At 42.9% G+C, this 22,771-nt stretch carries 19 protein-coding genes and 3 pseudogenes; 15 read left to right on the plus strand and 7 right to left on the minus strand.

Annotated elements, in window-relative coordinates; genetic code table 11:
• Positions 1-985 precede the first annotated feature (985 nt).
• From DYE66_RS04350 to DYE66_RS04370, 5 genes are all read left to right on the plus strand, one after another.
• On the plus strand, positions 986-1,738 hold the full coding sequence (locus DYE66_RS04350) for an ABC transporter ATP-binding protein (protein WP_115324949.1): 753 nt from the start codon (positions 986-988) through the stop codon (positions 1,736-1,738).
• A 1-nt stretch (position 1,739) separates the two neighbouring features.
• Positions 1,740-3,695, plus strand: coding sequence for an ABC transporter permease (locus tag DYE66_RS04355; protein WP_003000969.1), 1,956 nt, complete (start codon positions 1,740-1,742; stop codon positions 3,693-3,695).
• Between the two features lie 108 nt (positions 3,696-3,803).
• Positions 3,804-4,469, plus strand: a complete 666-nt coding sequence (locus DYE66_RS04360; protein WP_004219419.1) for a response regulator transcription factor — start codon at positions 3,804-3,806, stop codon at positions 4,467-4,469.
• Complete coding sequence (locus DYE66_RS04365) at positions 4,466-5,407, plus strand: sensor histidine kinase (protein WP_115324950.1); 942 nt, start codon at positions 4,466-4,468, stop codon at positions 5,405-5,407. The genes DYE66_RS04360 and DYE66_RS04365 overlap by 4 nt, the downstream gene beginning before the upstream one ends.
• A gap of 220 nt (positions 5,408-5,627) precedes the next feature.
• Positions 5,628-6,320: an SDR family NAD(P)-dependent oxidoreductase gene (locus tag DYE66_RS04370; protein WP_338131519.1), complete on the plus strand. Its 693-nt coding sequence runs from the start codon at positions 5,628-5,630 to the stop codon at positions 6,318-6,320.
• A gap of 42 nt (positions 6,321-6,362) precedes the next feature.
• Here the strand turns inward: DYE66_RS04370 and DYE66_RS04375 are convergent, their stop codons facing one another.
• The 5 genes and pseudogenes from DYE66_RS04375 to lysS form a co-directional block, all read right to left on the minus strand.
• The gene (locus DYE66_RS04375; protein ID WP_003000852.1) at positions 6,363-6,569 is read right to left on the minus strand and encodes a helix-turn-helix transcriptional regulator; all 207 of its coding nucleotides are present in this window, start codon (positions 6,567-6,569) and stop codon (positions 6,363-6,365) included.
• A 96-nt stretch (positions 6,570-6,665) separates the two neighbouring features.
• Positions 6,666-7,530: pseudogene (locus tag DYE66_RS11170) on the minus strand (IS982 family transposase).
• A gap of 113 nt (positions 7,531-7,643) precedes the next feature.
• Complete coding sequence (locus tag DYE66_RS04385) at positions 7,644-7,799, minus strand: type II toxin-antitoxin system PemK/MazF family toxin (protein ID WP_115324951.1); 156 nt, start codon at positions 7,797-7,799, stop codon at positions 7,644-7,646.
• On the minus strand, positions 7,799-8,035 hold the full coding sequence (locus DYE66_RS04390) for an AbrB/MazE/SpoVT family DNA-binding domain-containing protein (RefSeq protein ID WP_003001090.1): 237 nt from the start codon (positions 8,033-8,035) through the stop codon (positions 7,799-7,801). Before DYE66_RS04390 ends, DYE66_RS04385 begins: the two co-directional genes overlap by 1 nt.
• A gap of 104 nt (positions 8,036-8,139) precedes the next feature.
• The gene (lysS, locus tag DYE66_RS04395) at positions 8,140-9,630 is read right to left on the minus strand and encodes a lysine--tRNA ligase (protein WP_003001063.1); all 1,491 of its coding nucleotides are present in this window, start codon (positions 9,628-9,630) and stop codon (positions 8,140-8,142) included.
• Positions 9,631-9,892: 262 nt separating this feature from the next.
• Between lysS and DYE66_RS04400 the strand changes: the two genes are divergently transcribed.
• The 6 genes and pseudogenes from DYE66_RS04400 to sstT all read left to right on the plus strand — a co-directional run bounded on the left by DYE66_RS04400 (position 9,893) and on the right by sstT (position 17,859).
• Entirely contained in the window at positions 9,893-11,056 is a 1,164-nt protein-coding gene (locus DYE66_RS04400) for a LysM peptidoglycan-binding domain-containing protein (RefSeq protein ID WP_003001138.1), read from the plus strand.
• 21 nt (positions 11,057-11,077) lie between these two features.
• Entirely contained in the window at positions 11,078-11,560 is a 483-nt protein-coding gene (locus DYE66_RS04405; RefSeq protein WP_003000887.1) for a hypothetical protein, read from the plus strand.
• 282 nt (positions 11,561-11,842) lie between these two features.
• A complete protein-coding gene (locus DYE66_RS04410) occupies positions 11,843-12,571 on the plus strand; it encodes a hypothetical protein (RefSeq protein WP_019787825.1) in 729 nt (242 codons plus the stop codon).
• A gap of 100 nt (positions 12,572-12,671) precedes the next feature.
• Positions 12,672-13,577: an HAD family hydrolase gene (locus DYE66_RS04415; RefSeq protein WP_003000781.1), complete on the plus strand. Its 906-nt coding sequence runs from the start codon at positions 12,672-12,674 to the stop codon at positions 13,575-13,577.
• A gap of 296 nt (positions 13,578-13,873) precedes the next feature.
• Positions 13,874-16,419: pseudogene (locus tag DYE66_RS04420) on the plus strand (TOTE conflict system archaeo-eukaryotic primase domain-containing protein).
• A 204-nt stretch (positions 16,420-16,623) separates the two neighbouring features.
• Entirely contained in the window at positions 16,624-17,859 is a 1,236-nt protein-coding gene (sstT, locus tag DYE66_RS04425; RefSeq protein ID WP_003001116.1) for a serine/threonine transporter SstT, read from the plus strand.
• A 58-nt stretch (positions 17,860-17,917) separates the two neighbouring features.
• Here the strand turns inward: sstT and DYE66_RS04430 are convergent.
• Positions 17,918-17,989 (minus strand): annotated as a pseudogene (locus tag DYE66_RS04430) (TrkA family potassium uptake protein); the annotation flags it as partial.
• Between the two features lie 100 nt (positions 17,990-18,089).
• On the opposite strand from DYE66_RS04430, the gene DYE66_RS04435 reads away from it, so the two are divergent.
• The 4 genes from DYE66_RS04435 to DYE66_RS04450 are packed head-to-tail and all read left to right on the plus strand — an operon-like array spanning position 18,090 to position 22,001.
• Entirely contained in the window at positions 18,090-18,932 is an 843-nt protein-coding gene (locus DYE66_RS04435; protein WP_003001216.1) for an SAM hydrolase/SAM-dependent halogenase family protein, read from the plus strand.
• A gap of 15 nt (positions 18,933-18,947) precedes the next feature.
• Entirely contained in the window at positions 18,948-19,496 is a 549-nt protein-coding gene (locus DYE66_RS04440; RefSeq protein ID WP_004219406.1) for an ECF-type riboflavin transporter substrate-binding protein, read from the plus strand.
• Between the two features lie 2 nt (positions 19,497-19,498).
• The gene (locus tag DYE66_RS04445) at positions 19,499-21,181 is read left to right on the plus strand and encodes an ABC transporter ATP-binding protein (RefSeq protein ID WP_003000869.1); all 1,683 of its coding nucleotides are present in this window, start codon (positions 19,499-19,501) and stop codon (positions 21,179-21,181) included.
• Entirely contained in the window at positions 21,171-22,001 is an 831-nt protein-coding gene (locus DYE66_RS04450) for an energy-coupling factor transporter transmembrane component T family protein (RefSeq protein ID WP_003001166.1), read from the plus strand. The genes DYE66_RS04445 and DYE66_RS04450 overlap by 11 nt, the downstream gene beginning before the upstream one ends.
• A gap of 92 nt (positions 22,002-22,093) precedes the next feature.
• On the opposite strand, the gene DYE66_RS04455 is transcribed toward DYE66_RS04450, so the two are convergent.
• A complete protein-coding gene (locus tag DYE66_RS04455; RefSeq protein WP_004219360.1) occupies positions 22,094-22,765 on the minus strand; it encodes a potassium channel family protein in 672 nt (223 codons plus the stop codon).
• Positions 22,766-22,771 lie beyond the last annotated feature (6 nt).

The following is a 22,771-nucleotide window of genomic DNA, read 5'->3' on the forward strand; positions in this document are numbered from 1 at the left end:
GTGTAAACGACATCATGGTAGGAAAGAAACTGTTAATACTCTTCGAAAATCAAAATTTATCGTCGTTAACTCACCTTGCCATACCCCGGTACTGTCTTCGGTTCGTTGCCTTGGCTACTTTTGATTTTTATTGAGTATTAGTCAAGAGATGGATCCAACAGTCTGGGAGACTGTTAGAGAAGGGGGCGAGGCGAGAAAACTGACAGCCCTGCTCTAGCAATTTTCTCTCGCTTCCTTACAAAATTGTAAGTTTCCTGACTAGAATTGTAAGGGTGAGACTGGTCATTTTCGATAAACTAGAGGTAGAAAAGTTAAAGGGATTTGTTGGTAATACTCTTCAAAAATCAAAACTATCCCACGGATAAAGTCACTCTATGGTTTCTCATTAGAGTGACTACGAAAACTACGATTGTAGTTTTCTATATCCCTGACTAATTTCATAAAAACTGTATCATTGACAGTCCTTACTCCATATCGCATCGTTAACTCATTTTGCCGTGCTTACTGAGGAAAGCAAAGCTTTCCCTATTTCCAACCTCAAAAGGTCTACTAGACCTTTTGAGCTACCTGCAGTTCGTGCGATGCAGAGCAAAGTTGGTCGATTTCACCAACTTTGTGAGGTTAGTAAAGGAGTTAGGCAATCGCTATGAAGATTGTGCCGTTTGGGAGTAAGACAGAAGGGCTTTGACAGATGTCAAAACCTTCGTTGTCTTTCCCCAGCAAGGGTGACTAGCTGTCTGCTGTGCCACAAAGTGGCGCAAAGATAGCAGACACCTACTGCGACATCAGTCACTTTAGTGACTTGATGTCATTGCTCCTTGCCTCGACTATTTTTGATTTTTTTGGAGTATAAGAGCCCCTATAAATTTAAAAGGATGGTCACCATTTGATGTGGGTCTGCTCTATAAGATTTAATACTCACTGGGCAAATTCAAGAAATAAAATCCATCGACTTTAGGCTATAATAGTTAGAAAGAGGTTTGCTATGTTACTAGAAATCAATCATTTGGAGAAGGTTTTTCGCACCCGCTTTTCTAAGGAAGAGACTAGGGCGCTACAGGATGTTGACTTTAAGGTTGATGATGGGGAATTTATCGCTATTATGGGAGAGTCGGGCTCTGGGAAAACCACCCTGCTCAACATTCTGGCAACCTTGGAGAAACCAAGCAAGGGCTCGGTTATTCTCAACGGTCAGGACATTACCAAAATCAAGGAAGGCAAGTTAGCCAACTATCGGTTGAAAAATTTAGGCTTCGTCTTCCAGGAGTTTAACCTTCTAGACACCCTCTCGGTTCGGGATAATATCTTTCTTCCCTTGGTGCTGGACCGCAAGGGTTACCAGGAGATGTCCCATCGTTTGCAGGATTTGGCGCCTCTTTTGCGGATTGGAGATTTGCTGGATAAGCGCCCCTTTGAGCTATCTGGTGGTCAGAAGCAGCGGGTGGCTATCGCTAGGAGTCTGATTACCAATCCACAGATTCTGCTAGCAGATGAACCGACAGCAGCTCTAGATTTTCGCAATTCAGAAGACCTGCTCAACCTTTTTGAAACCATTAATCAGCAAGGGCAGATCATTCTCATGGTTACCCACTCAGCAATTGCAGCCAGCCATGCCAAGCGTGTCCTTTTCATCAAGGATGGTCGCATTTTTCACCAATTTTATCGTGGGGAGAAGACCAATCAGGATTTTAGTAAGGAAATTTCCTTGGCCGTGTCAGCCTTGTTAGGAGGTGATTAGGATGTTCTATCTCAAACTAGCAATACGTAATCTGAAAAACTCCCTTGGCCAATATGGTCCCTTTATGCTGGCCAGCCTCCTCCTCTTTTCTTTGACCTGCTCAACCCTCTTGATTTTACTCAGTCCCATGGGGGAGGGAATGAGCATAGGTGCCATGACCTTGGTACTGGGTGCAATTGTCCTCTCTATTTTCTCCCTGATTATGGAGCGTTATAGCTATAAGATCCTGCTCAAGCAAAGGAGTCGAGAATTTGGTCTCTACAATATCTTGGGCATGAATAAGCGTCAGGTCGGTTGGATAGCGACTATAGAGCTAGGTCTAATTTTTCTTGGCCTTATGGTCTTTGGTATCATTTTCAGCTCAGTTTTCTCCAAGTTTCTCTACCTGATCTTTGTCAACATTATCAACTACGACAAGCTCAATCTGAAATTGACCGTGTTGCCCTTTGTTCTAACCTTCGTCATATTTGCTCTGATTTTTTTTGTCTTGGATTTGACGGCCCTCTGGCATATCCGAAAATCCTCTCCCTTGAATCTCTTTTCCAAGCAGGAACAAGGTGAAAAAGAACCTCGGGGTAATCTGATTCTAGCCGGTTTGGGCGTTGGGGCCTTAGCTTATGCCTATTATCTAGCCGTCTCTTCCAAAGATTCTGCTGCCTTGACTGTCCTCTTTCGCTTCTTCTGGGCCGTTCTCCTGGTCATAGCAGGAACGTATCTTTTCTACATCAGCTTTATGACCTGGTATCTCAAACATCGTCGCAAAAACAAGGCCTATTTTTACCAGCCTCAACACTTTGTTTCCACTTCGCAGATGATTTTTCGGATGAAGCAAAATGCCAGCGGTCTCGCTAGTATCACCCTTCTGGCCGTCATGGCCTTGGTGACCATCGGCACAACGGTCTCCCTCTACAGCAATACCCAGTCAGTAGCGGATAGATATTATCCAAAGGAAATTCGCATTTCTTATCATACAAAAGGCGATGAAGGTCCCAAGCTCTTCAAGCATGATGTTTTGGATAAATTAGGAAAGTCAGATGACGGAGTTGTTGATTATACGACTAGTGTGATTGCCACACCAATCGGTAAAGAAAAAGAAATAAATGTGGATGCTTCAAATGTCTTGAAGATGTCTGCCTCAAAAACAAGTTTTGTCTATCTCATCACTCAGGATGATTTCCGTAAGTTAGGCAATGATTTGCCTAAGTTGAAAGATAACCAAGCTGCCTTTTATGGGGATGGAGGTAAGACTCAATTAGATCAGTTAACTATATTTGGAAATAAATACCAAATCCGTAAGAATTTTAAACAAGTTCATTTACCAGAAACGGTTGTAACCTATAATGTAGGGGTGCTAGTTCTAGCAAATCAAGACCAGGTTCAATCAATTGAGGATGCCTATAAGCCCTATCTTTCTAAGATCACTACCATAGGTCAAACCTATACAGCCTATCTAGACTTATCCGATAAGGAGCTCAAGGAAATTTCTCCTGATGGCCTAACAGTCGGTCAAGGAAAACAGGTCGGGGTTATTAATACCAAGCAGGCCTACTTGTCAGATGGTTACAAACTCTTCGGTGGCCTCCTCTTTACCGGTTTCTTGCTGGGAATTTCCTTCCTCCTAGGTGTCGCCTTGATTGTTTACTACAAGCAATACTCCGAAGGACACGAGGACAAGAAGTCCTACAAGATTCTGCAGGAGGTTGGCATGAGCTCCAAGCAGGTTAGAAAGACCATCAACTCCCAAGTCATCTTTGTCTTCTTCATGCCTCTGGCCATCGCCACCATTCACTTTCTCTTTGCTATTCCCATGCTTAAGCAGATGCTCTTGCTCTTTGGAGTGACAAGTTCAAATCTGGTTTATCTGGTCAGCGGACTGACCATTGTGGCCATCGGTTTGATTTATTTCATCATCTATCGCCTAACCAGTCGAACCTACTACCGAATTATCGAACGTTAGCTCTGCTGGAAGGCAAAATTTACAGAAAAAGGCTCTCAAATGAGGGCCTTTTTGGTAAAATAGCAGTGATGATCCGAAAAGAGCACCAACCAGAAAGAAAGGACAGTCATGGCACATCAAGGGAAAATTTTTATTGTCGAAGATGATCCAACCATCGTCAAGCTGCTTAAGGACCACCTGTCTATCGACTATCAGGTGGAAGCCAGTCAAAATTTTCGGGATGTCCGCAGAGAGGTCGAAGCCAGCCAAGCGGATTTGATCTTGATGGATATTACGCTGCCTTATTTCAATGGCTTTTATTGGACAACAGAGATTCGTAAGACCATGACCCTACCCATCATTTTTATCTCCTCCAGCGATGATGAGATGGATATGGTCATGGCTCTCAATATGGGCGGTGATGACTTTATTTCTAAACCCTTCTCCCTGCCTCTTCTGGATGCTAAGATTCAAGCCTTTCTCCGTCGGGTCCAGCTCTTTACCAGCGATGATTTTCATTTGGAAGATTTTACTCTTAGCCGAGAAGGAGTTCTCTCAAATGGTTCAGGTCAAGTCAGCCTGTCGCCAACGGAAAATAAGATTTTGATTATTCTTCTTTCCCATCAAAATCAGGTGGTTTCTAAGGAGGAACTCTTGGAAAAGCTCTGGGAAAATGAAAATTTTATTGACCAGAATACCCTCAGTGTCAATATGACTCGCTTAAGAAAGAAGGTCAGCCCACTGGGCTTTGAGCATATTCACACCGTGAGAGGAGTTGGCTATCTACTCAAATGATTAGAAAATATCTGCAAGAATACGGCGTTTGGTATCTTCTGTATGGTCTCATGATGGGGCTCTTTCTCCTGACCTTCTGGCTCTACCATTTACCTATCGTCTACTTTGTCAATAGCCTAGCCCTCAATCTCCTGATTCTCCTAGGCATGACGGTCTGGTTTTTTTTGAGATTTCGCAGAAAAATGCTTGACTTAGAAACCTATACCGCTGATTTAGGCCTAGAGGAGTCCCTTCTTCCCAGTGACCAAGCCTACCTAGCCATTATTGCTGAATTGGAGGCCAAGGAAGCAGACAGTCAGTTGCAGGCCACCAGCCAAATCAAGCAGTTGGAGGCCATGGTCAAGATGTGGTCCCACCAGATGAAGGTACCCATTTCGGCTCTATCCCTCATGGCTCAGACTGATAATTTGGACAAACAGGAGGTCAGGCAGCAGCTACTCCGCTTGCAGAATTATCTCTCAACTCTCCTGGCCTACTTCAAATTCAGTCAACACCAAGATGATTTCCGCTTTGAAGCAATCTCTGCCAGAGAGGTCATGGTCAACTTAATCAAGACCTATCGGGTCGCCTGCCTGGCCAAGGAGCTGTCCGTTGAGATTGAGGGAGACTGGCAGGTTAAGACCGATAAGAAGTGGCTGACCTTTGCCCTGTCGCAAATTTTGGACAATGCCATCAAATACTCCAAGCAATCTGGCAGCATCACGGTTTTTATGAGCGAGACAGGTCTGGCTCTTAGCGACCAAGGCCTGGGGATTCTTCCAGAAGACCTACCGAGACTGTTTGATGAAGGCTTTACGGGCTACAATGGTCATGAACACCAGAAGTCTACTGGCCTGGGTCTTTATATGACCAAACAAATCCTTGATAGTCTGGGACTTTCCATCCAAGTCACCAGCCAAGCAGGCCAAGGAACGACCGTCTGGGTGGGAAAACATTAGTAATAAGGCTGTTCATCTTATGATGGACAGTTTTTTCATGGGTTAAAAGCTAGTAAATGTAAGCGTTAACGCCCGAAAACTTGTATAATAAAACTGTATTACTAATTAGGAGGATTATCTTATGGATTTGGGACTTAAAGGAAGAACGGTTATTATTACTGGTGGTGCCAGTGGTATCGGTAAGGCTACTGCCCAAGCTTTTGTAGCATAAGGAGCTAATCTGGCTTTGGCTGATTTAAATCAGGCTGGCCTAGAGGCTATGAAGGACAGTATTAAGAACGTCAAGGTCTATGTTGAACAGGTTGATATTACCGATGCTAAGGCCTGCGAAGAGTTTGTCGCTAATGTTGCCAAGGAATTCGGTCGGATTGATGTCCTCTGCAATAATGCAGGGACCGGAATGATGGGGGACCTCCTGACCTTCCCGGAAGAGGTCTTTAGAAAGCATGCGGACCTGATGATGTATGCACCAATTCGCTTGATGAATCTCTGTATTCCTCATTTCAAGGAAAATGGTTGGGGCTCTATCGTGACCATGGCTTCAATGTTTGGTAAGCAACCAGGTGGCCTGCTCAGTTATGATGCCATCAAGGCCGCAGACATTATGATTAATAAGGATTACTCCAATTACTGTGCCCCATTCAATGTCAATGTTAATTCTGTCTGTCCTGGCCCTGTTGCCACCCCACTTTGGTACGAAAAAGGCCAACTAGGAGATCAGTTGGCAGCTGTAACAGGTAAGAGTGTTGAAGAATCCATCAAGTGGTTTGCCCAAACCAATATTCCCATGCAAAGATTTGCTGAACCGGAAGAAATCGCCAATGCAGCAGTCTATCTAGCTTCTGTACCTGGCCACTATATCACAGGTACGCCCCTCAATGTTGATGGTGGTATGGTCAAGACAACGGTTTAATAACTGTAAAAGGCAGCTGAGCTGCCTTTTTAGTGTCCCCTTTTAGAAGTAGAAGAGGTCTTCAAATTTTTTATCCAAGGCAATACAAATGACCGGCGCTAACTTGGCCGTTGGGCTATACTGGCCTGTTTCAATAGAAGATATTGTATTGCGTGAGACCCCGACCAGTTTTGCTAAAGCTCCCTGAGAGAGCTTTTCTTCTTTGCGGGCCTCCTTTAGACGGTTCTTTAAAATTAATCTTTCTTCCATACTTTACTCCAAAAATAAGAAATTTGAAATGCCAATTCCTAACAATAGAGCACAAATTATAGTTAATATTAGATACCTACCCGTTGTGCTAGTTAATCAGGCATAAGCCTTAGAATATTTCAAACTCAGCCCAAATCCATTTTGACCATTTTCCAGCATGAGTGAATAGATGAGTAAAATAGCTTCTACTCTAAACTGTAATGCCCGAAGGTTTCGACAGCGTAAATTCTCAATGCCAAACTGTTCTAAGCTCGAAAAGACGGTTTCAATCGGTTTGCGCAATCGGCTAATTTTATAGTTCTCAAACCAAGAATAGTCTGCCATATTTTTCCTGAGTTGAGAAATTAAGGTGATACCACAATTGGCCAACTCTTTCTTAACCTGCTTGTCAATATAGCCCTTGTCTCCATAAATCAGTGGAATAGAGCTGTGTTCCAGTAATTCAAAAGCCACTTGGCTATCGTAAACAGAGGCTGACGTTACTACATAATCCAAAGGAAAGCCCCTATCGCTGACTAAAACGGAGAACGTCACCCCGTAGTAGTGAATCTTCTTCGTGGCGTTGTATCCGATGTTAGCGACTTCTGATAAAAGGCTAGCTCTTAGATTTACGGATGGGATGACATAAGTCACAGGGAAAACTGTCAATCAGGCCCAATGAAGAGGTTTCACAAAGGGAGGATACCATAAAGTAGCGCATGCGTTGGATGCTTTGGGAAAGGTTTTGACAAATCCGACAAAAGCGGGAACGTTCTGGAAAGTCATTAGGAAAAAGGCTATGACGAATGGCTCGATAAATTGAGCTGGCTGTTCGGCACCCCTCTTGAATGGCCCAGAGATAACTAGCTATAATAACGACATCTGGTTGCTTCTGTGAGTGAACGTTTCGCCGATGCCTCACGCAGTAGGGAACGAACCGGTCATAAAGTGTACTCACTTTTGTTAGCAAAACTGAAAAAATATCTTGTGTTTGATGTGGATTTGCGAGACAATAGTCTTGGCTTTGCCTATCATTCCCTCATTTCGTGGTTGTTCTGAGTTTATGATAGGCAAAGTTTTTTATTTTGGCTAGTGTTAACTAGCACAACGGGTAGGAACTACTAAAATAAGGTCGGAAATACGATTAAAAAAACTATTACTGACAACCATTCCTGGCCGATAGCCAGCTTGCTCGTGTCCGACTTGAGGATTGAAGTTAACCTTAATGATTGATCCTTGTTTTAAAGTCATTACCATACCTCTTGACCGACTGATTTACCCCAATCGACTTCTTGTCCTGATATCCGGCCATCGAAGTCGGCAAATAAATCTTGGATAGTTTGCTTTTTAGAAGACCTCAAGGTCAGACCATCATCACTGACAGAAAAGTCCAGTTCTTCGCCAACCTCCCAATGAAGTTCCTCAAGCACCTTACTAGGGATTCTGACTGCGGTACTGTTTCCCCATTTTCTTAATGCTAAAGCCATAATATCCCTCCTTCTTTGATATACATTGTATTATTTTTACCTGAAATCATCGAGAAAGAAAAGAACTCCGACCTAGGCTTAGGTCGGAGCTCATAATAGTGGATTTATTTCATCGTAGGGAAAAGTAAGACATCGCGGATGGTAGTGGTGTCAGTCAGAAGCATGACTAGGCGGTCAATACCGATTCCTAGACCTCCCGTTGGTGGCATGCCGTATTCAAGGGCTTCGATGTAGTCGTAGTCGATACCGGTTGCCTCATCGTCACCAAGTTCTTTAGCGGCTGCTTGAGCTTTGAAGCGTTCTAGCTGGTCAATTGGATCATTGAGCTCGGTGAAGGCATTGCCGTATTCGTGGTTCATAATGAAGAGCTCGAAACGGTCAGTAAAGCGAGGGTCATCGGCGTTCTTCTTAGCTAGGGGTGAGACTTCAACTGGATGACCATAGACAAAGGTCGGTTGAATCAAGGTCTCTTCGACAAATTCCTCAAAGAAGGCATTGATGACATGACCGACAGAAGTGAAGTGTTTTTCCAGAGGAACATTCTTTTCCTGAGCCAGAGCCTTGGCTTCATCTAAGCTCATTTGTGGCCAGAAATCAACCCCAGTTACTTCCTTGATGGCATCCACCATGTGAACCCGCTTGAAAGGCTCGTTGATTTTGATTTCAGTCTCTTGGTAAATGACTGGTCCATCGCCCTTAACGGCCTTAGTCGCATGTTGAATGATGCCTTCCGTCAAATCCATAATATCATTGAAATCGGCATAGGCCTGGTAAACTTCGATAGAAGTAAACTCAGGATTGTGGGTTGCATCCATCCCTTCATTTCGGAAGATACGACCAATTTCATAGACCCTTTCCATGCCACCGACAATCAGACGTTTGAGGTGGAGCTCAGTCGCAATTCGCAAGACCATATCCATATCTTGAGCATTGTGATGGGTCACAAAGGGTTTAGCGGCAGCACCACCAGCCTCATTGTGGAGGACAGGGGTTTCAACTTCCAAGAAACCTAGACCATCCAGATAACGGCGAATTTCAGAAATGATTTTTGAACGGGTCACGAAGCGATCGAAGCTGTCACGGTTGGTAATCAAATCCAAATAACGCTTGCGGTACTTGGTTTCCACATCAGTCAGACCGTGGAATTTTTCAGGCAGAGGACGTAGAGCCTTGGAGAGATGAGTTAAGTGGGTTGCCTTAATGGACAACTCACCCATATCGGTCCGCATGACTTGACCTTCAACTCCCAAGAAATCACCAATGTCAGCCTTCTTGAAAATCTGGTAGTTTTCTTCGCCAACTTCATCCTTACGGACATAGATTTGAATTTGCCCTTCGCGATCCTGCAGGTGGGCAAAGCCAACCTTACCCTTACCCCGTTTGGTCATCAGTCGGCCAGCGATAGTAGCTTTTTCATCCAACTCATGTAATTCTTCTTTGGTTTTGTCATCATATTTTGCTTTGAGCTCAGCAGAATTAGCTGTCCGTTCAAAGCGTTTACCAAAGGGGTCAATTCCTGCTTGGGATAAGGCCGCCATTTTTTCACGGCGAACAATCTGTTGGTCATTCAATTCTTGATTAGGTTCCTGAGACATGTTTTTCCTCCACTAGTTAGTCCTTTCTATTCTATCATAAATTAGAAACATATGGTACAGGTGAATAGAGGAAAAGTCCAGTCTCTTAAACACTTGCAGAAGATTGGTTCGATAGGATGCAAAAAAAATTCAAAATGAATTGACAACACTTCCGAAATTTTAGTATAATAACTGTAATGAAATAGAAATATTTCTAACACTTATTAAATTTGCTTTTTCCTCAGTTACAAAGAGGATAGGATAATTTTTGGGAGGATTATCAATGCGTAAAAAAGAAGTTCTGGGTTGTGCTCTAATGATGAGTGCCCTCGTTTTGCCCCTGACATTTGAAGCCAAAGCTGCGGCCAATAGCTTTTATGACAATCAAACCAATGCTCAACGGGCGGATATCACCAACTGGGTGGCCAGTACCCCCGCTCAAATTAGCCAAAATATCTCATCGCAAAAGATCAATGTCAATCATTTGGATGGTGAGCGCTACGTCATTCAATGGGGGGATACTCTTTGGGGAATCTCTCAGGCGACAGGTATCTCCGTTCAGAAGCTAGCCTATGACAACCATATCGCCAATGTTGACTTAATCTATGCTGGCGATGTCCTGATTCTCAAGCGTGACGGTCAGGTGCCAAGAGATTATAGTTATAAGGGTTCTGGACGCAATGTTGCCCAAACCTCCATTAACATTAACTACACCTACCAAGAAAATAACACGATCGTTATTGTAAACAATACCTCTTTCTATGAAGACAACCATATTGAGCACAATAACTATCCAAGACAAGATGCCAAGGCCGGTAGCTCAATTAGCGATAGCCTGCCATCCGGCCCAGAAAAAGGACAGTCAACTTCAAATGATGGGGATAGCGAAAGGCCTTCGTCAAATGGGAAGTCCACAGATACTGACAGTGGCTCTGAAACTACTACACTAGAGGCCGATGCCTACCAAGATGCTGTTCAAGATGAGCTCAATACATTACTAGAAGAAGATAATCAAGCCAAGGTCAATTTCCTTCCACACACTTCTGAAGATGCTAGCCAGGTGAATGAGCTGACCGAAAAAGACCTCTACACTCGTGACGAAAGTCTGGACGTTAAAAACATGGCTTCTACGCAAGATGGAGCTAAGGCTGCTGCTAAGGCTATCTACAAAAAATTGCAGGAAGATGGCAAACTTAGTGACTTGACTGATGCTCTGAAAGCCAAACTCAGTGTCAGCATTGTTGACAAATCAGAAATCGAGTTTAATGTGACAGTCTATAATGAAACCAAGGAGTCAACAGAAGAAAGCTCATCAAGTAGCAGTAGCTCGGATGACAGTAGAGAATATTCCGATAACAGTAAGGATAGCTCTGATTCATCAAGCGACTCCTATTCGGACTCTAGCCAGACAGAAAGCTTTGATTCTAATGCAGAATATAACGATTAATAAATAGGAGAGGGAGAGATAATGACTAAACGTAAGATAGTATCTATTGTGGCGGCGGTGCTTCTGGCCTGTGTCGTAGCAGGCGGTAGTTTTTACTATTATGCCAGCCATCACGTGGTTAAAATGATTCCAGGACATGTCTACCAGTACTCCAGCAATCTCAAGGGTAAAGATAATAGCCGAAGCATGTACGTTGCTTTTTCGGAAAATAGCGATAAGGCTATCGTGACTCAGGACAAATCAGAAGCCTTAAAAGCTGGTCAAAGTGAAGAGCAATTTGAAAAAGTCTATAAAGCCCAGAGTAAGACCGCTAGTTGGAAATACAAGGCTAGTGGTAACAAGGTGACCTTGGGAAAAGTTGAAAACAAGCAGCTCTCTCAATGGCAATATAATAGTGTCTTAGCCTTTGGGAAACATTTCAGCTCCAGCAATTTTACCTACCAGATTGCCAAAGCTGGTCAGGGTCAGGTTAAACAAAAGATGACCTTTAAGCAAATTGATTAGTTAAACGATAAGCGATAAACAAGGATGAGCTTGTCAAAATTGAAGAGGCATCTACAAAAGAGATTTAGTTCTATAAGGGGACTAGGTCTTTTTTACTGCCCTAGAGGTCTCAAGCTCCTAGATAATCCTTCTATATAGACAGAACCTAGCAAACGAAGGTGTGAATCCTTTTAGCAGCAAAAGAAATTTTCTTATCACTCAATTCTTCCAAGTGAAAAATAGAAAGATAATTGCTATTAAACTATGCTACAATAGAAGTAGGAAGATGAAGGGAAGCTAGGGATGAAAAAACTAAGTCCTAAAGAATTAGAATGGGTGAGGCTTTTTGAGGAAATTAATCATCGGCCTCCGACCACTAAAGAGATGCGAGTGGCCTTTGCCAAAAGGAGAAAGGCTCTAAGAAAAAAACGGGGTGGCCTGTCGAATCTTAGTAAGATTTTGATTACAGCAGTCATCTTTTTCTTAATGGTCGCTCTGACGGTTTTAATCTTCCAGTTGCGCGAGAGTAAAAAGGAGTTAGCCCAATCCCGTAAAGTGGTTGAGACCAAGAAAAAGCAAGCATCAAGCTCAACAACAAGCTCATCCTCTTCTTCATCCATTAGTAAGAAAGATTGGGAGAAATCTTCTGGCTCTTCTGAGGTTTATAATCAGGAAAGAAAGTCCAAATATTGGAATTCTAATAAGGCCACAAGTCTGGCTAATTATATGGCTGCTTGGGGAGAAAAAATGAGTCAACCAGATTATAAGGAGATTTCCATTGACCTCCCTGTCTACTGGAAGGGTGGGAGTGAACTCTCACGGGATGAGATTATTGTTGCTGGTTATGAATATTGGTATGGGGACGATAATGTCCATCGTTATATTTTTGTCATTAATTCTTCCGGTCAGGGCAAGGTTCTTTATTCCCATGATAGTAGCGGTAGCAAGTACACCGTTACAGAGACCGATAATCGAGCTCTCAAGGAAGAGTTTGATAAGATTGTTTCTGGGGAGCCATACCCAAATTATTGATGCTTGATTAGCGTAACCCAAGTTATGTAGCTCGATTGGCGTTTGTCATTCTTACTAAAAGATAGTATAATTTTTTGGGAATAAACTCGAAAGGCCTATCATGATTACTTCTATTGTTTTTGATGTTGATGATACCATCTATGATCAACAGGCACCCTACCGCTTGGCTGTAGAGAAGTGCTTTTCTGACTTTGATATGAGTCAAATCAATCAAGCCTATATCCGTTTTCGCCACTACTCAGATGTTGGCTTTCCTCGGGTCATGGCTGGTGAGTGGACGACGGAATATTTTCGTTTCTGGCGCTGCAAGGAGACCCTGCTAGAGTTTGGTTATTGTGAGATTGATGAGGAAACAGGTCGGCATTTTCAAGAAGTCTATGAAGAAGAGCTAGAAAATATTACCATGTTGGATGAAATGCGGATGACCTTGGAGTTCCTTAAGGAAAAAGGTGTTTCCATGGGTGTCATCACCAATGGACCAACCGAACACCAACTCAAAAAGGTACACAAATTAGGCCTTTATGACTATGTTGAACCAGGACACGTCTTGGTCAGTCAGGCAACAGGTTTTCAAAAGCCTGAGAAAGAAATTTTCAATCTGGCTGCTGAGCAATTCGGTATGAATCCTGCAACCACCCTTTATGTGGGGGACTCCTATGACAATGATGTGGTTGGTGCTAAGGCTAGTGGCTGGCAGGCAATGTGGTTCAATCACCGCGGTCGCTCGCTTAAGCCAGGCACCAAGCCTGTCTACGATGTCGCCATTGATAGCTTCGAGCAACTTTTTGGGGCGGTTAAGATTCTCTTTGACCTGCCAAATAGTAAATTCTTCTTTGATGCTAATGATAAGGAAAACCCTGTTCTCAAGATGGGGATTGAAAATGGTCTGATGATGGCTGCTGAACGCCTTCTCGAAAGCAATATGAGTGTAGACAAGGTGGTTATCCTTCTGCGCTTGACCAAGCAACAAGAACGAGTACTTCGGATGAAATACGCCCTGCGATAAAGAAATAAGACAAGAGACCGAGTGTGGTGAATCCAACTCGGTCTCTTTTGCTTGTCATATGGTTTTAATCCGCCTGAAGATTTCTTATGATAAGTTTTTGCTATACTGGGTGCAAGATTTAGAGAGGAAGAGCGGAATTGATGAAAATATTTCAGGCAAAGTCGAATGGGCGACGGGTACAAATTCTTGAACAGGTCCCTTATTATGGTGTAAAGAGGTCCCTATATTTACTAGAATTTCTTGATAATAACGATCGCTGTCTAATAAGTGAGGAGGACTTTAAAAAATATTTCACTGTGCCAGAAAGCAAATGGACAAGGCAGGCAAAATTGGACCTTTATCTATCCTTGTTTCAGGGGCGGCGGGATGTCTATGCTAAAAGCTTCATCAATGATCAAGGAAAAATCCAGTATTATCCTTCCTATCATTATGGCTGGCGGCAACTTCCCAAGGAAAAGCGCACTTGTCAGCCACTAACTCAAGACGTTTTGGTTTCGCATTTAAAAGGAGAAACCAGTATTGGACTCTTTCCCATGTCTCTCAAGGACACCTGTAAACTACTAGCTATTGATCTGGATAAGAAGGATTGGCAAGCAGCTAGCCTAGCGATTCGGGAGACTGCGGACTATTATAATCTTGAAGTATCCGTTGAAATTTCAAGGTCTGGTAAGGGGGCGCATCTTTGGTTCTTTTTCCAAGATGAGATTCTTTGTTCGCAAGCGAGGCAATTCGGCCGAAAACTTCTAGAGTTAGCCATGCAAAAATCACAATCCTTGTCCTTCTCTTCTTTTGATCGTTTTTTCCCTAACCAAGATTTACTACCAAAAGGTGGCTTTGGCAATCTGATTGCCCTTCCCCTACAGGGACAGGCCTATAGCCTGGACACAGTGTTTTTGTTGATAAGGAGTTTAAACCTTACCCTAACCAGTGGGATTACTTGGCTGGTTTAAAGAAAATTAGCAGGGAAAAACTCAGTCAATTTCTAGAGGTCTCAATTTCACCGGATTTAAGTTGCAAGTCAACCTTAAGGGCTAACCTTTCTAATGTTATAGACTTTGAAAAAGCAGACCTCTCGTCAGCAGAGACCCACTATTTAAAAAAATTAGCTTCTTTTGCCAATCCGGAATTTTACATAAAACAAGCCAGCCGTCAACCAACCTACAATGTACCAGAACGCCTCTATCTTTATGAAGAGACCGATACCAAACTAAGGATTCCTAGGGGCCTCCTTGACGAGATTTTGAGAGATTTTCCAAAGGCAGAAATTAATAATCATTGCTTAGACAGAGGTAGGATAGGCGTAACCTTTACGGGGGAACTAAGATTTGACCAAGACTCAGCTCTTGAAGATTTGTTAGTCAAGGATAACGGTCTCTTGTCCGCTGAAACGGGCTTTGGAAAAACTGTTCTTGGAGCAGCCCTCATTGGAAAACGCCAAAGAAGAACACTTATCTTAGTTCACAATCAGCAGCTTTTGGAGCAGTGGCTAGATAGACTATCACAGTTTTTAACCTTTGAAGAGGAGGTACCTGTTCGCTACACCCCTAGTGGGCGAAAAAAGAAAATGGGTCACATTGGACAATATTATGGTGCCAAGAAGTGGCGGAGTCGCTTGGTGGATGTCGCTATGATTCAGTCTTTATCTAAGCTAGATTCAGTTAGCGAACTGGTTAATGATTATGATATGTTACTCGTTGACGAGTGTCATCACACGAGCGCCAAAATGTTCGAAAAGGTTGTTGCAGCCTTTGCAGGTCCTTATCTTTATGGATTCACAGCGACACCGGAGCGAAAAAATGGTCACGAACCAATTGTATTTCAAAGGATTGGACCAATCTTACATCAAGCTGGTGCTCGTCAAGTTGGTTTTAATAAGCAGTTGGAATTAAAATTTACCGGTTTTGGTAAATTTGATTTGAAAAAAAGCAAGTCAAGTCAATTCACTGATCTAATGGAGTGGATTGCTAAAGATAAGGATCGCAATCAATTAATTCTAAAAGATTGTAAACTTGCTCTTGAAGAAGGACGGAAAATTCTAGTACTGACCAGACGACGAGACCATATTGACAACCTGGTTCATCAATTCCAAGCGCAAGGCATCAAAAAGGTCTTTGCTCTCAGTGGTCAGAGCAAGAAGAAGGAAAGGCAAGATATACTAGAGCAGCTGAATAAGCTGGATGAGAAGGAGGCCTTTATTTTGATTTCCACAGGGAGTTATATTGGTGAAGGTTTTGATCTCCCTCAATTAGATACCCTTGTATTGGCAGCGCCTCTGTCTTGGAAAAATAATCTTATTCAATATGCCGGTCGTCTCCACCGAGATTTTCCAGGTAAAGATTTTGTGAAAATCATTGATTATATTGATATCCATGTACCATATTTAGAGAAAATGTTTCACAAACGGCAAGTCGCTTATCGGAAAATGAACTACCAACTAAAAGAGGGCAAGGTAGCTCAGACACTTTATTCGGTAAGCAACTATCAAAAAGCTTTGTTTGCCGATTTATCAAGAGCCAATAAGAAAATTTTCTTGCAGACCCCTAAGCTAAATAAGCAAAGACTTTATGAATTTTTAGCACAAGTAAAAGGGGTAAGCTTAGAATTAAAACTGCCTCTAAAAGAAAAGTCTAAGTTGGAAAAGGCCGGCTTAAGTGGTGATATCCAGATTGACGCAGCCGATGAATTAGTTTCCACCAATCTTCTGATTATCGATAGTTCCATCGTCTGGTATGGTAATTTGGACATCCTAGGGAATTATCAGAAAGAAGAAGGAGTTCTTCTTAGGCTAGAGAGTTGGGAGCTGGCTCAAGAATTTATGGAGTTAATCAAAGGGAGACCATAAGATGTAGATTTATGGATCCCACTTGTTGAAGAAAAGACTTGTAAACTTCCCCTAGCATGCTTTTAATAGCGGGGCATCACTAGTCTCAGTTCGCGTCTTCTTCTTGTTGCCCCCTTGACTCATATTGACGATTGGGGGCTTTTGTATTAAGATGGTTTCATACATCATATTAAAAAATTCATTTTGAAACGAAGAGGTAAAAGAGTGAAGCGGATTTTATCAACTTGGAATCGGACGAGTTTGCTGAAGCGGATTGCTATCGGTGTTGTCCTTGGTCTTATTTTGGGCTTAGCCATTCCTAAAGTTTCCATCATTGGTCTTTTGGGAAAATTATTTGTTGGAGCTCTCAAGGCCATTGCTCCACTCCTAGTCTTTGCCCTGGTTGCTAATGCCCTTTCGCAAACCCGTGAGGGCCAAAAATCCAACATGACCACGGTTATCGGACTCTATATGTTTGGGACCTTTGCGGCAGCCCTGACAGCAGTTATTTCCCATTACCTATTTCCGATTAAGTTGACCTTATCCAGTGCGGCGACTAAGGCCGCGGCTAATGTCTCGCAATCCCCTCAGGGAGTGGGCGATGTCTTCCAATCTCTCCTACTTAAGATGGTTGATAACCCGATTCACGCCCTTGTTGAGGCCAATTATATTGGGGTTCTGGTTTGGGCAGTGGTCTTCGGCTTTGCCATGCGGACAGCTAGCCAACATACCAAGGAGTTGTTGACAACGATTGCAGAAGTGACCTCACAGATTGTGCGTTGGATTATTAATCTGGCTCCTTTTGGTATTCTTGGTTTGGTTTTTACAACCATTTCCGAGAATGGGATTAGTGTCCTCTCTAAATATGGTCTTCTGATTCTTGTTTTAGTGGGAACCATGCTTTTTGTCGCTTTGGTCGTGAATCCAATCATTGCTTTTGTCATGATGCGCAAGAATCCTTATCCTTTGGTTCTGCGCTGTATCCGAGAATCTGGTGTTACAGCCTTCTTTACGCGGTCGTCTGCCGCTAATATTCCCGTTAATATGAAATTGTGTGAGGACTTAGGTTTAGACCCTGATACTTACTCGGTTTCCATTCCTCTGGGCTCAACCATCAATATGGCAGGGGCTGCTGTCACCATCAATGTCTTGACTCTGGCAGCCACCTCAACCTTGGGAATTCAGGTTGATTTTGCAACGTCCTTAATTTTAAGTGTTGTCGCAGCCATCTCTGCTTGTGGTGCCTCGGGTGTGGCTGGAGGTTCGCTCCTCTTGATTCCTGTTGCTTGTAGTCTCTTTGGAATTAGCAATGATACTGCTATGCAGGTTGTTGGCGCAGGTTTCATTGTTGGTGTTGTCCAAGACTCCTGTGAAACAGCCCTCAACTCTTCAACCGATGTCCTCTTTACAGCTGTAGCAGAATTTTCAGCTTGGGGTAAGAAAAAATCCTTGGGAAAATAAATTCAGAAAAGTAGCCTTGACCGTTCTGGTCAGGGCTACTTTAGTGCTGTTCATCTTCTTATTTCAAATAGTTGAGGTAGTCGTATTTCTCAAAGGTGTCTGAGCTGGCGACGGCAACGATGGTGGCTTGGCCACTTAGGCCTCTATAACTAGTTATAGAAAAAAGCTAACTTAGGAGAAGGGGCAAATATGCTATAATGAAGGTCAAAACGAATGAAAGTAGGGTTTCTATGGCCGATAACTTATTAGTCTTGCAGTCGGATTTTGGTCTTGTTGATGGGGCCGTTTCGGCCATGGTCGGAGTTGCTTTGCAGGAAGATAGTAATCTGAAGATTCACCACCTAACACATGATATCACTCCTTATAATATTTTTGAGGGTTCCTATCGCCTCTTTCAAACGGTGGAGTACTGGCCACAAGGGACGACCTTTGTCTCTGTGGTTGATCCTGGGGTTGGTTCTGATCGCAAGAGTGTCGTTGCCCTGACTGAGAGGAATCAGTATATCGTTACTCCAGATAATGGAACCTTGTCTTACATTAAGAAGCATATCGGTATTAAGGCTGTTCGTGAAATCTCTGAGCTGAAAAATCGTCGTGAAAATACGGAACTTTCCTACACCTTCCATGGCAGGGATATCTATGCTTTTACGGGTGCTAAGTTGGCCTCTGGCCATCTTACTTTTGAAGAGGTTGGACCAGAGCTTTCGGTTGAGGAAATCATTGAACTGCCGGTTGTAGAGACCCAGATTGAGGACAATCAGGTTCGGGGTGCAGTTGATATCCTAGATGTTAGGTTTGGTTCACTTTGGACTTCTATTAAAAATGACGACTTCAATGCTCTGTCTCCTAAGTTTGGTGAACGTTTTGAAGTCACCATTTTCAATAATGACATGCTGGTCTATCAAAATCAGGTTACCTATGGCAGGTCATTCGCCGATGTACGGATAGGACAGCCGATTATCTATATTAACTCCCTCTATCGTGTTGGCTTAGCAATTAATCAGGGTTCCTTCGCCAAGGCTTACAATGTTGGAGTCGGGCCTCAGTGGCATATCGAAATTAAGAAAATTTAAATTAAGGAGAAAAGGATGACAAAAAATAATTCTATTAAAACTGTTGTCGCAACGGGAATCGGAGCCGCTCTCTTCGTTATCATCGGGATGTTTATTAATATCCCAATTTTTGGGAACACCAGCGTCCAATTACAATATGCGGTTCAGGCTCTCTTTTCCATTATTTTTGGTCCTATAGCTGGTTTTTTTATAGGCTTTATTGGACACGCCCTAAAAGATGGGATTCAGTATGGTAGTATTTCTTGGGCCTGGGTGCTGGCTAGTGGTCTAATTGGTTTAGGAATTGGCCTTTTTCGAAAATTGTACGATGTTAGTAAGGGAAAATTTTCTCTTAAGCAAGTGATTTGGTTTAATCTGGTGCAAATCATTACAGTTTATATTTCCTATGGGCTGATCTGCCCACTGGGGGATCGTCTGATGTATAAGCAAGCTTGGTCCTATCTCTTTGCCCAAGGGTTTATAGCAGGAACGGCTAATGTGCTAACCATTGCAATAGGGGGTACCATTTTATTGAGTATTTACGCTAAAACCCAAGTGCAATCGTCTAGCCTCTCCAAAGATTAATAATGAAACCATTTATTGAATTTAAAAATTTTTCCTTCAAATATGATGCACAGAAGGAACCAACACTAAAGTCTCTTAATCTTAAGATTGAGAAAGGCCAGAAGGTCTTGATTATCGGCCCATCGGGCTGTGGCAAATCAACTCTGGCCCAGACAATTAATGGAATTATTCCCAATACCTTTCAGGGGGAGTGTCAGGGCGACCTACTAATCAATGGTCAGTCGGCCTTTGATTTGTCCATCTATGACAAATCTCACTTGGTCAGTACAGTCCTGCAGGATACGGATGGCCAGTTCATTGGTTTGTCCGTTGCGGAAGATTTGGCATTTGCCTTGGAAAATGACTGCGAGCCACAGGAAGAAATGGTTAAGACCGTTCATAACTGGGCTGATAAGCTAGATCTCTTAGAGCTCTTAAATCACCGACCGCAGGATTTATCTGGAGGTCAGAAACAAAGAGTCAGTCTAGCTGGGGTCTTGATTGATGAAAGTCCGATTTTACTCTTTGATGAACCCTTGGCCAACTTGGATCCTAAGTCCGGTCAGGACACTATTGCCCTTATTGACCAGCTTCATAAAGAAGCTGGGGCTACAACGCTAATCATTGAGCACCGTTTGGAAGATGTCCTATATCGGCCCGTAGATAAGATTATTCTGCTCAATGATGGGTGTATTCTTTTTGATGGAAGCCCAGATCAGCTCTTAGCATCGAATTTACTCAGTCAGAATGGTATCCGAGAACCCCTCTATATCTCGGTTTTACGTCAACTTGGATTGGAAATCGCCGACCTGTCTCCTCTATCAGATTTGGCCAACCTGTATCTTCCCCGAATTGACTTTAGTGGGCAACTTTCCACTCCTTCTTTCCAGCCTAAGCAGTCCTTACTTAATGTCAGCCATTTAAATTTTAGCTATAGTCCAGAAAAGCCAATTTTGGAAGATATTTCCCTGGAAATATCAAAAGGTGAACGGATAGCTATTGTTGGTAAGAATGGGGCGGGTAAGTCTACCCTAGCCAAGGCCCTGACCAAGTTTATCGAAGCAGATGGTCAGCTATTTTGGCAAAATCAAGACATTTCGGAGGATTCTATTAAGGAGAGGGCCAGTCGCATTGGCTATGTCCTCCAGAACCCCAATCAAATGATTAGTCAGACCATGATTTTTGACGAAGTTGCCAAGGGGCTTCGCTTACGTGGTTTGGAGGAAGAAGCGGTAAAAGAAAAAGTTTTGGCAACTTTAAAAACTTGTGGTCTCCATGAATTTCGACAGTGGCCCATCTCAGCTTTGTCATATGGGCAGAAGAAGCGGGTAACCATTGCTTCTATCCTTGTTTTAGAGCCAGACATCATCCTCTTAGATGAGCCAACGGCTGGTCAAGATATGCAACATTATACAGAAATTATGAACTTTCTCGATGAGCTCAATCAATCTGGGCAAACCATTGTCATGATTACCCATGACATGCAATTGATGTTGGATTACTCAGACCGTTGTATAGTCCTAGTAGATGGTAAAGTTGTGGCCGATAAATCCCCAATGGAGGTACTGTCAGATAAGGAACTCTTAGAGATGGCTAACCTAAAGGAAACCAGTATCTTCCAGCTGGCTGAAAAAATGGGGGTGAGCCCTCTGACACTCAGTCAATTTTACCGTCAGAAAAAGGAGGAGCTTGCTAATGGCAAATAAATTTATCGGCTATCGTCAAGGGCATGGCTTCCTCTACCAACTTTCTGGTAGTAGCAAGATGATTTTTTTCATTTTAGTGTCTCTTGCGGCCATGGTTAGCTATGATACTCGCTTTATTTTGGGACTCAGTCTTTGTTCAGTGATTCTCTTTCGCTGGGCTAAGATTAAGTGGGTGGATATCTCCTTTGCAATGACGATTGTCTTTTTGATTGCTCTCTTTAATCTGCTTATGGTTTACCTCTTTGCTCCCTCCTATGGAGAGGAGATTTATGGGACTAAAACACTATTATTTGCTGGTTGGGGACGATTTTATATTACTAGTCAGGAAGTCTTTTATCTTTTAAATCTGATACTTAAGTATTTCTGCACTGTTCCCTTGGCTATCCTTTTTTTGATGACCACCCATCCCAGCCAGTTCGCTGCCAGTCTCAATCGCATTGGTCTTTCCTATAAATTGGCCTATTCGGTTAGTTTGACCCTGCGCTATATTCCTGATGTTCAAGAGGAATTTAGCATGATAAAGTTATCCCAGGAGGCAAGGGGCCTGGAGTTGTCTAAGAAGGCTAGCTTAGTCAGTCGCATTAAGGGAAATCTACAAATTGTCACTCCTTTGATTTTTGGTTCCCTTGAGCGAATTGATACCATAGCGACTGCCATGGAATTGCGCCGTTTTGGCAAGTATAAAAAAAGAACCTGGTATCAGGCTCAACCTGCAAGGGGAAAGGACTACTTGGTCTTAGCTATAGCCCTAATTATTTTATTGATTAGCATCGGCTTAATCTTGTTAAATCAGGGACGCTTTTATAATCCCTGGGCCTAGTCAATCGTTTAAAGGAAGACAAGAAAGTTGTAAAATATAAAAAGTAGCCTTGACCAGAAAAGGTCGGGGCTACTTTAGTGCTGTTCATCTTTTTATTTCAAATAGTTGAGGTAGTCGTACTTTTCAAAGGTATCTGAGCTGGCGACGGCAACGATGGTGGCCTGCTCAGGGAAGATAGTATTGTACTGAATATCCGTGGTTAAAGAGGCGTTTTTTCTCAGCCGATAACCAATGACGTTGAGGTCATACTTATCCCGAAGTTTTAATTTATTCAATTCTTTTCCCTGCCAGCTTTCTGGCAATTCGAATTCAATAATGGAAACACCTTCTTCCAAGTAGAAGATGTTGTGAATTCGGTGTCTCATCAAGGTTGATGCCAGGCTACGTCCCGATTCGCGTTCGGGGGAGATAACACGGTTGGCTCCGATTTCGTAGAGAACTTCCTCGAAGGTCGCATTTTTGGCCTTGGCAGCAATATAGGGGACGCCAAGTTTTTTACAGTGCATAATCGCTAAAACCGAACTTTCCAGATTGTTCCCAGTAGCGATGATGACTTGCTGGCACTGATCAATTCCAGCCTCCTTGAGGGTCTCGATATTGGTAATATCCCCAAGAATAGCCTTGCTGACGGAATCGGCAATGTCTTGTACATGGTTGGGTTTGTTGTCAATGGCGATAACTTCCTCACCAAACTTAGCCAGCTTTTCAGCCAAAGTGGTTCCGAAAATTCCCAATCCTAGGACACCAATAATTTTTTCTGACATAATTTT

This window comes from Streptococcus downei MFe28, from assembly GCF_900459175.1.
In the GTDB taxonomy this organism is placed as follows: Bacteria; Bacillota; Bacilli; order Lactobacillales; family Streptococcaceae; genus Streptococcus; species Streptococcus downei.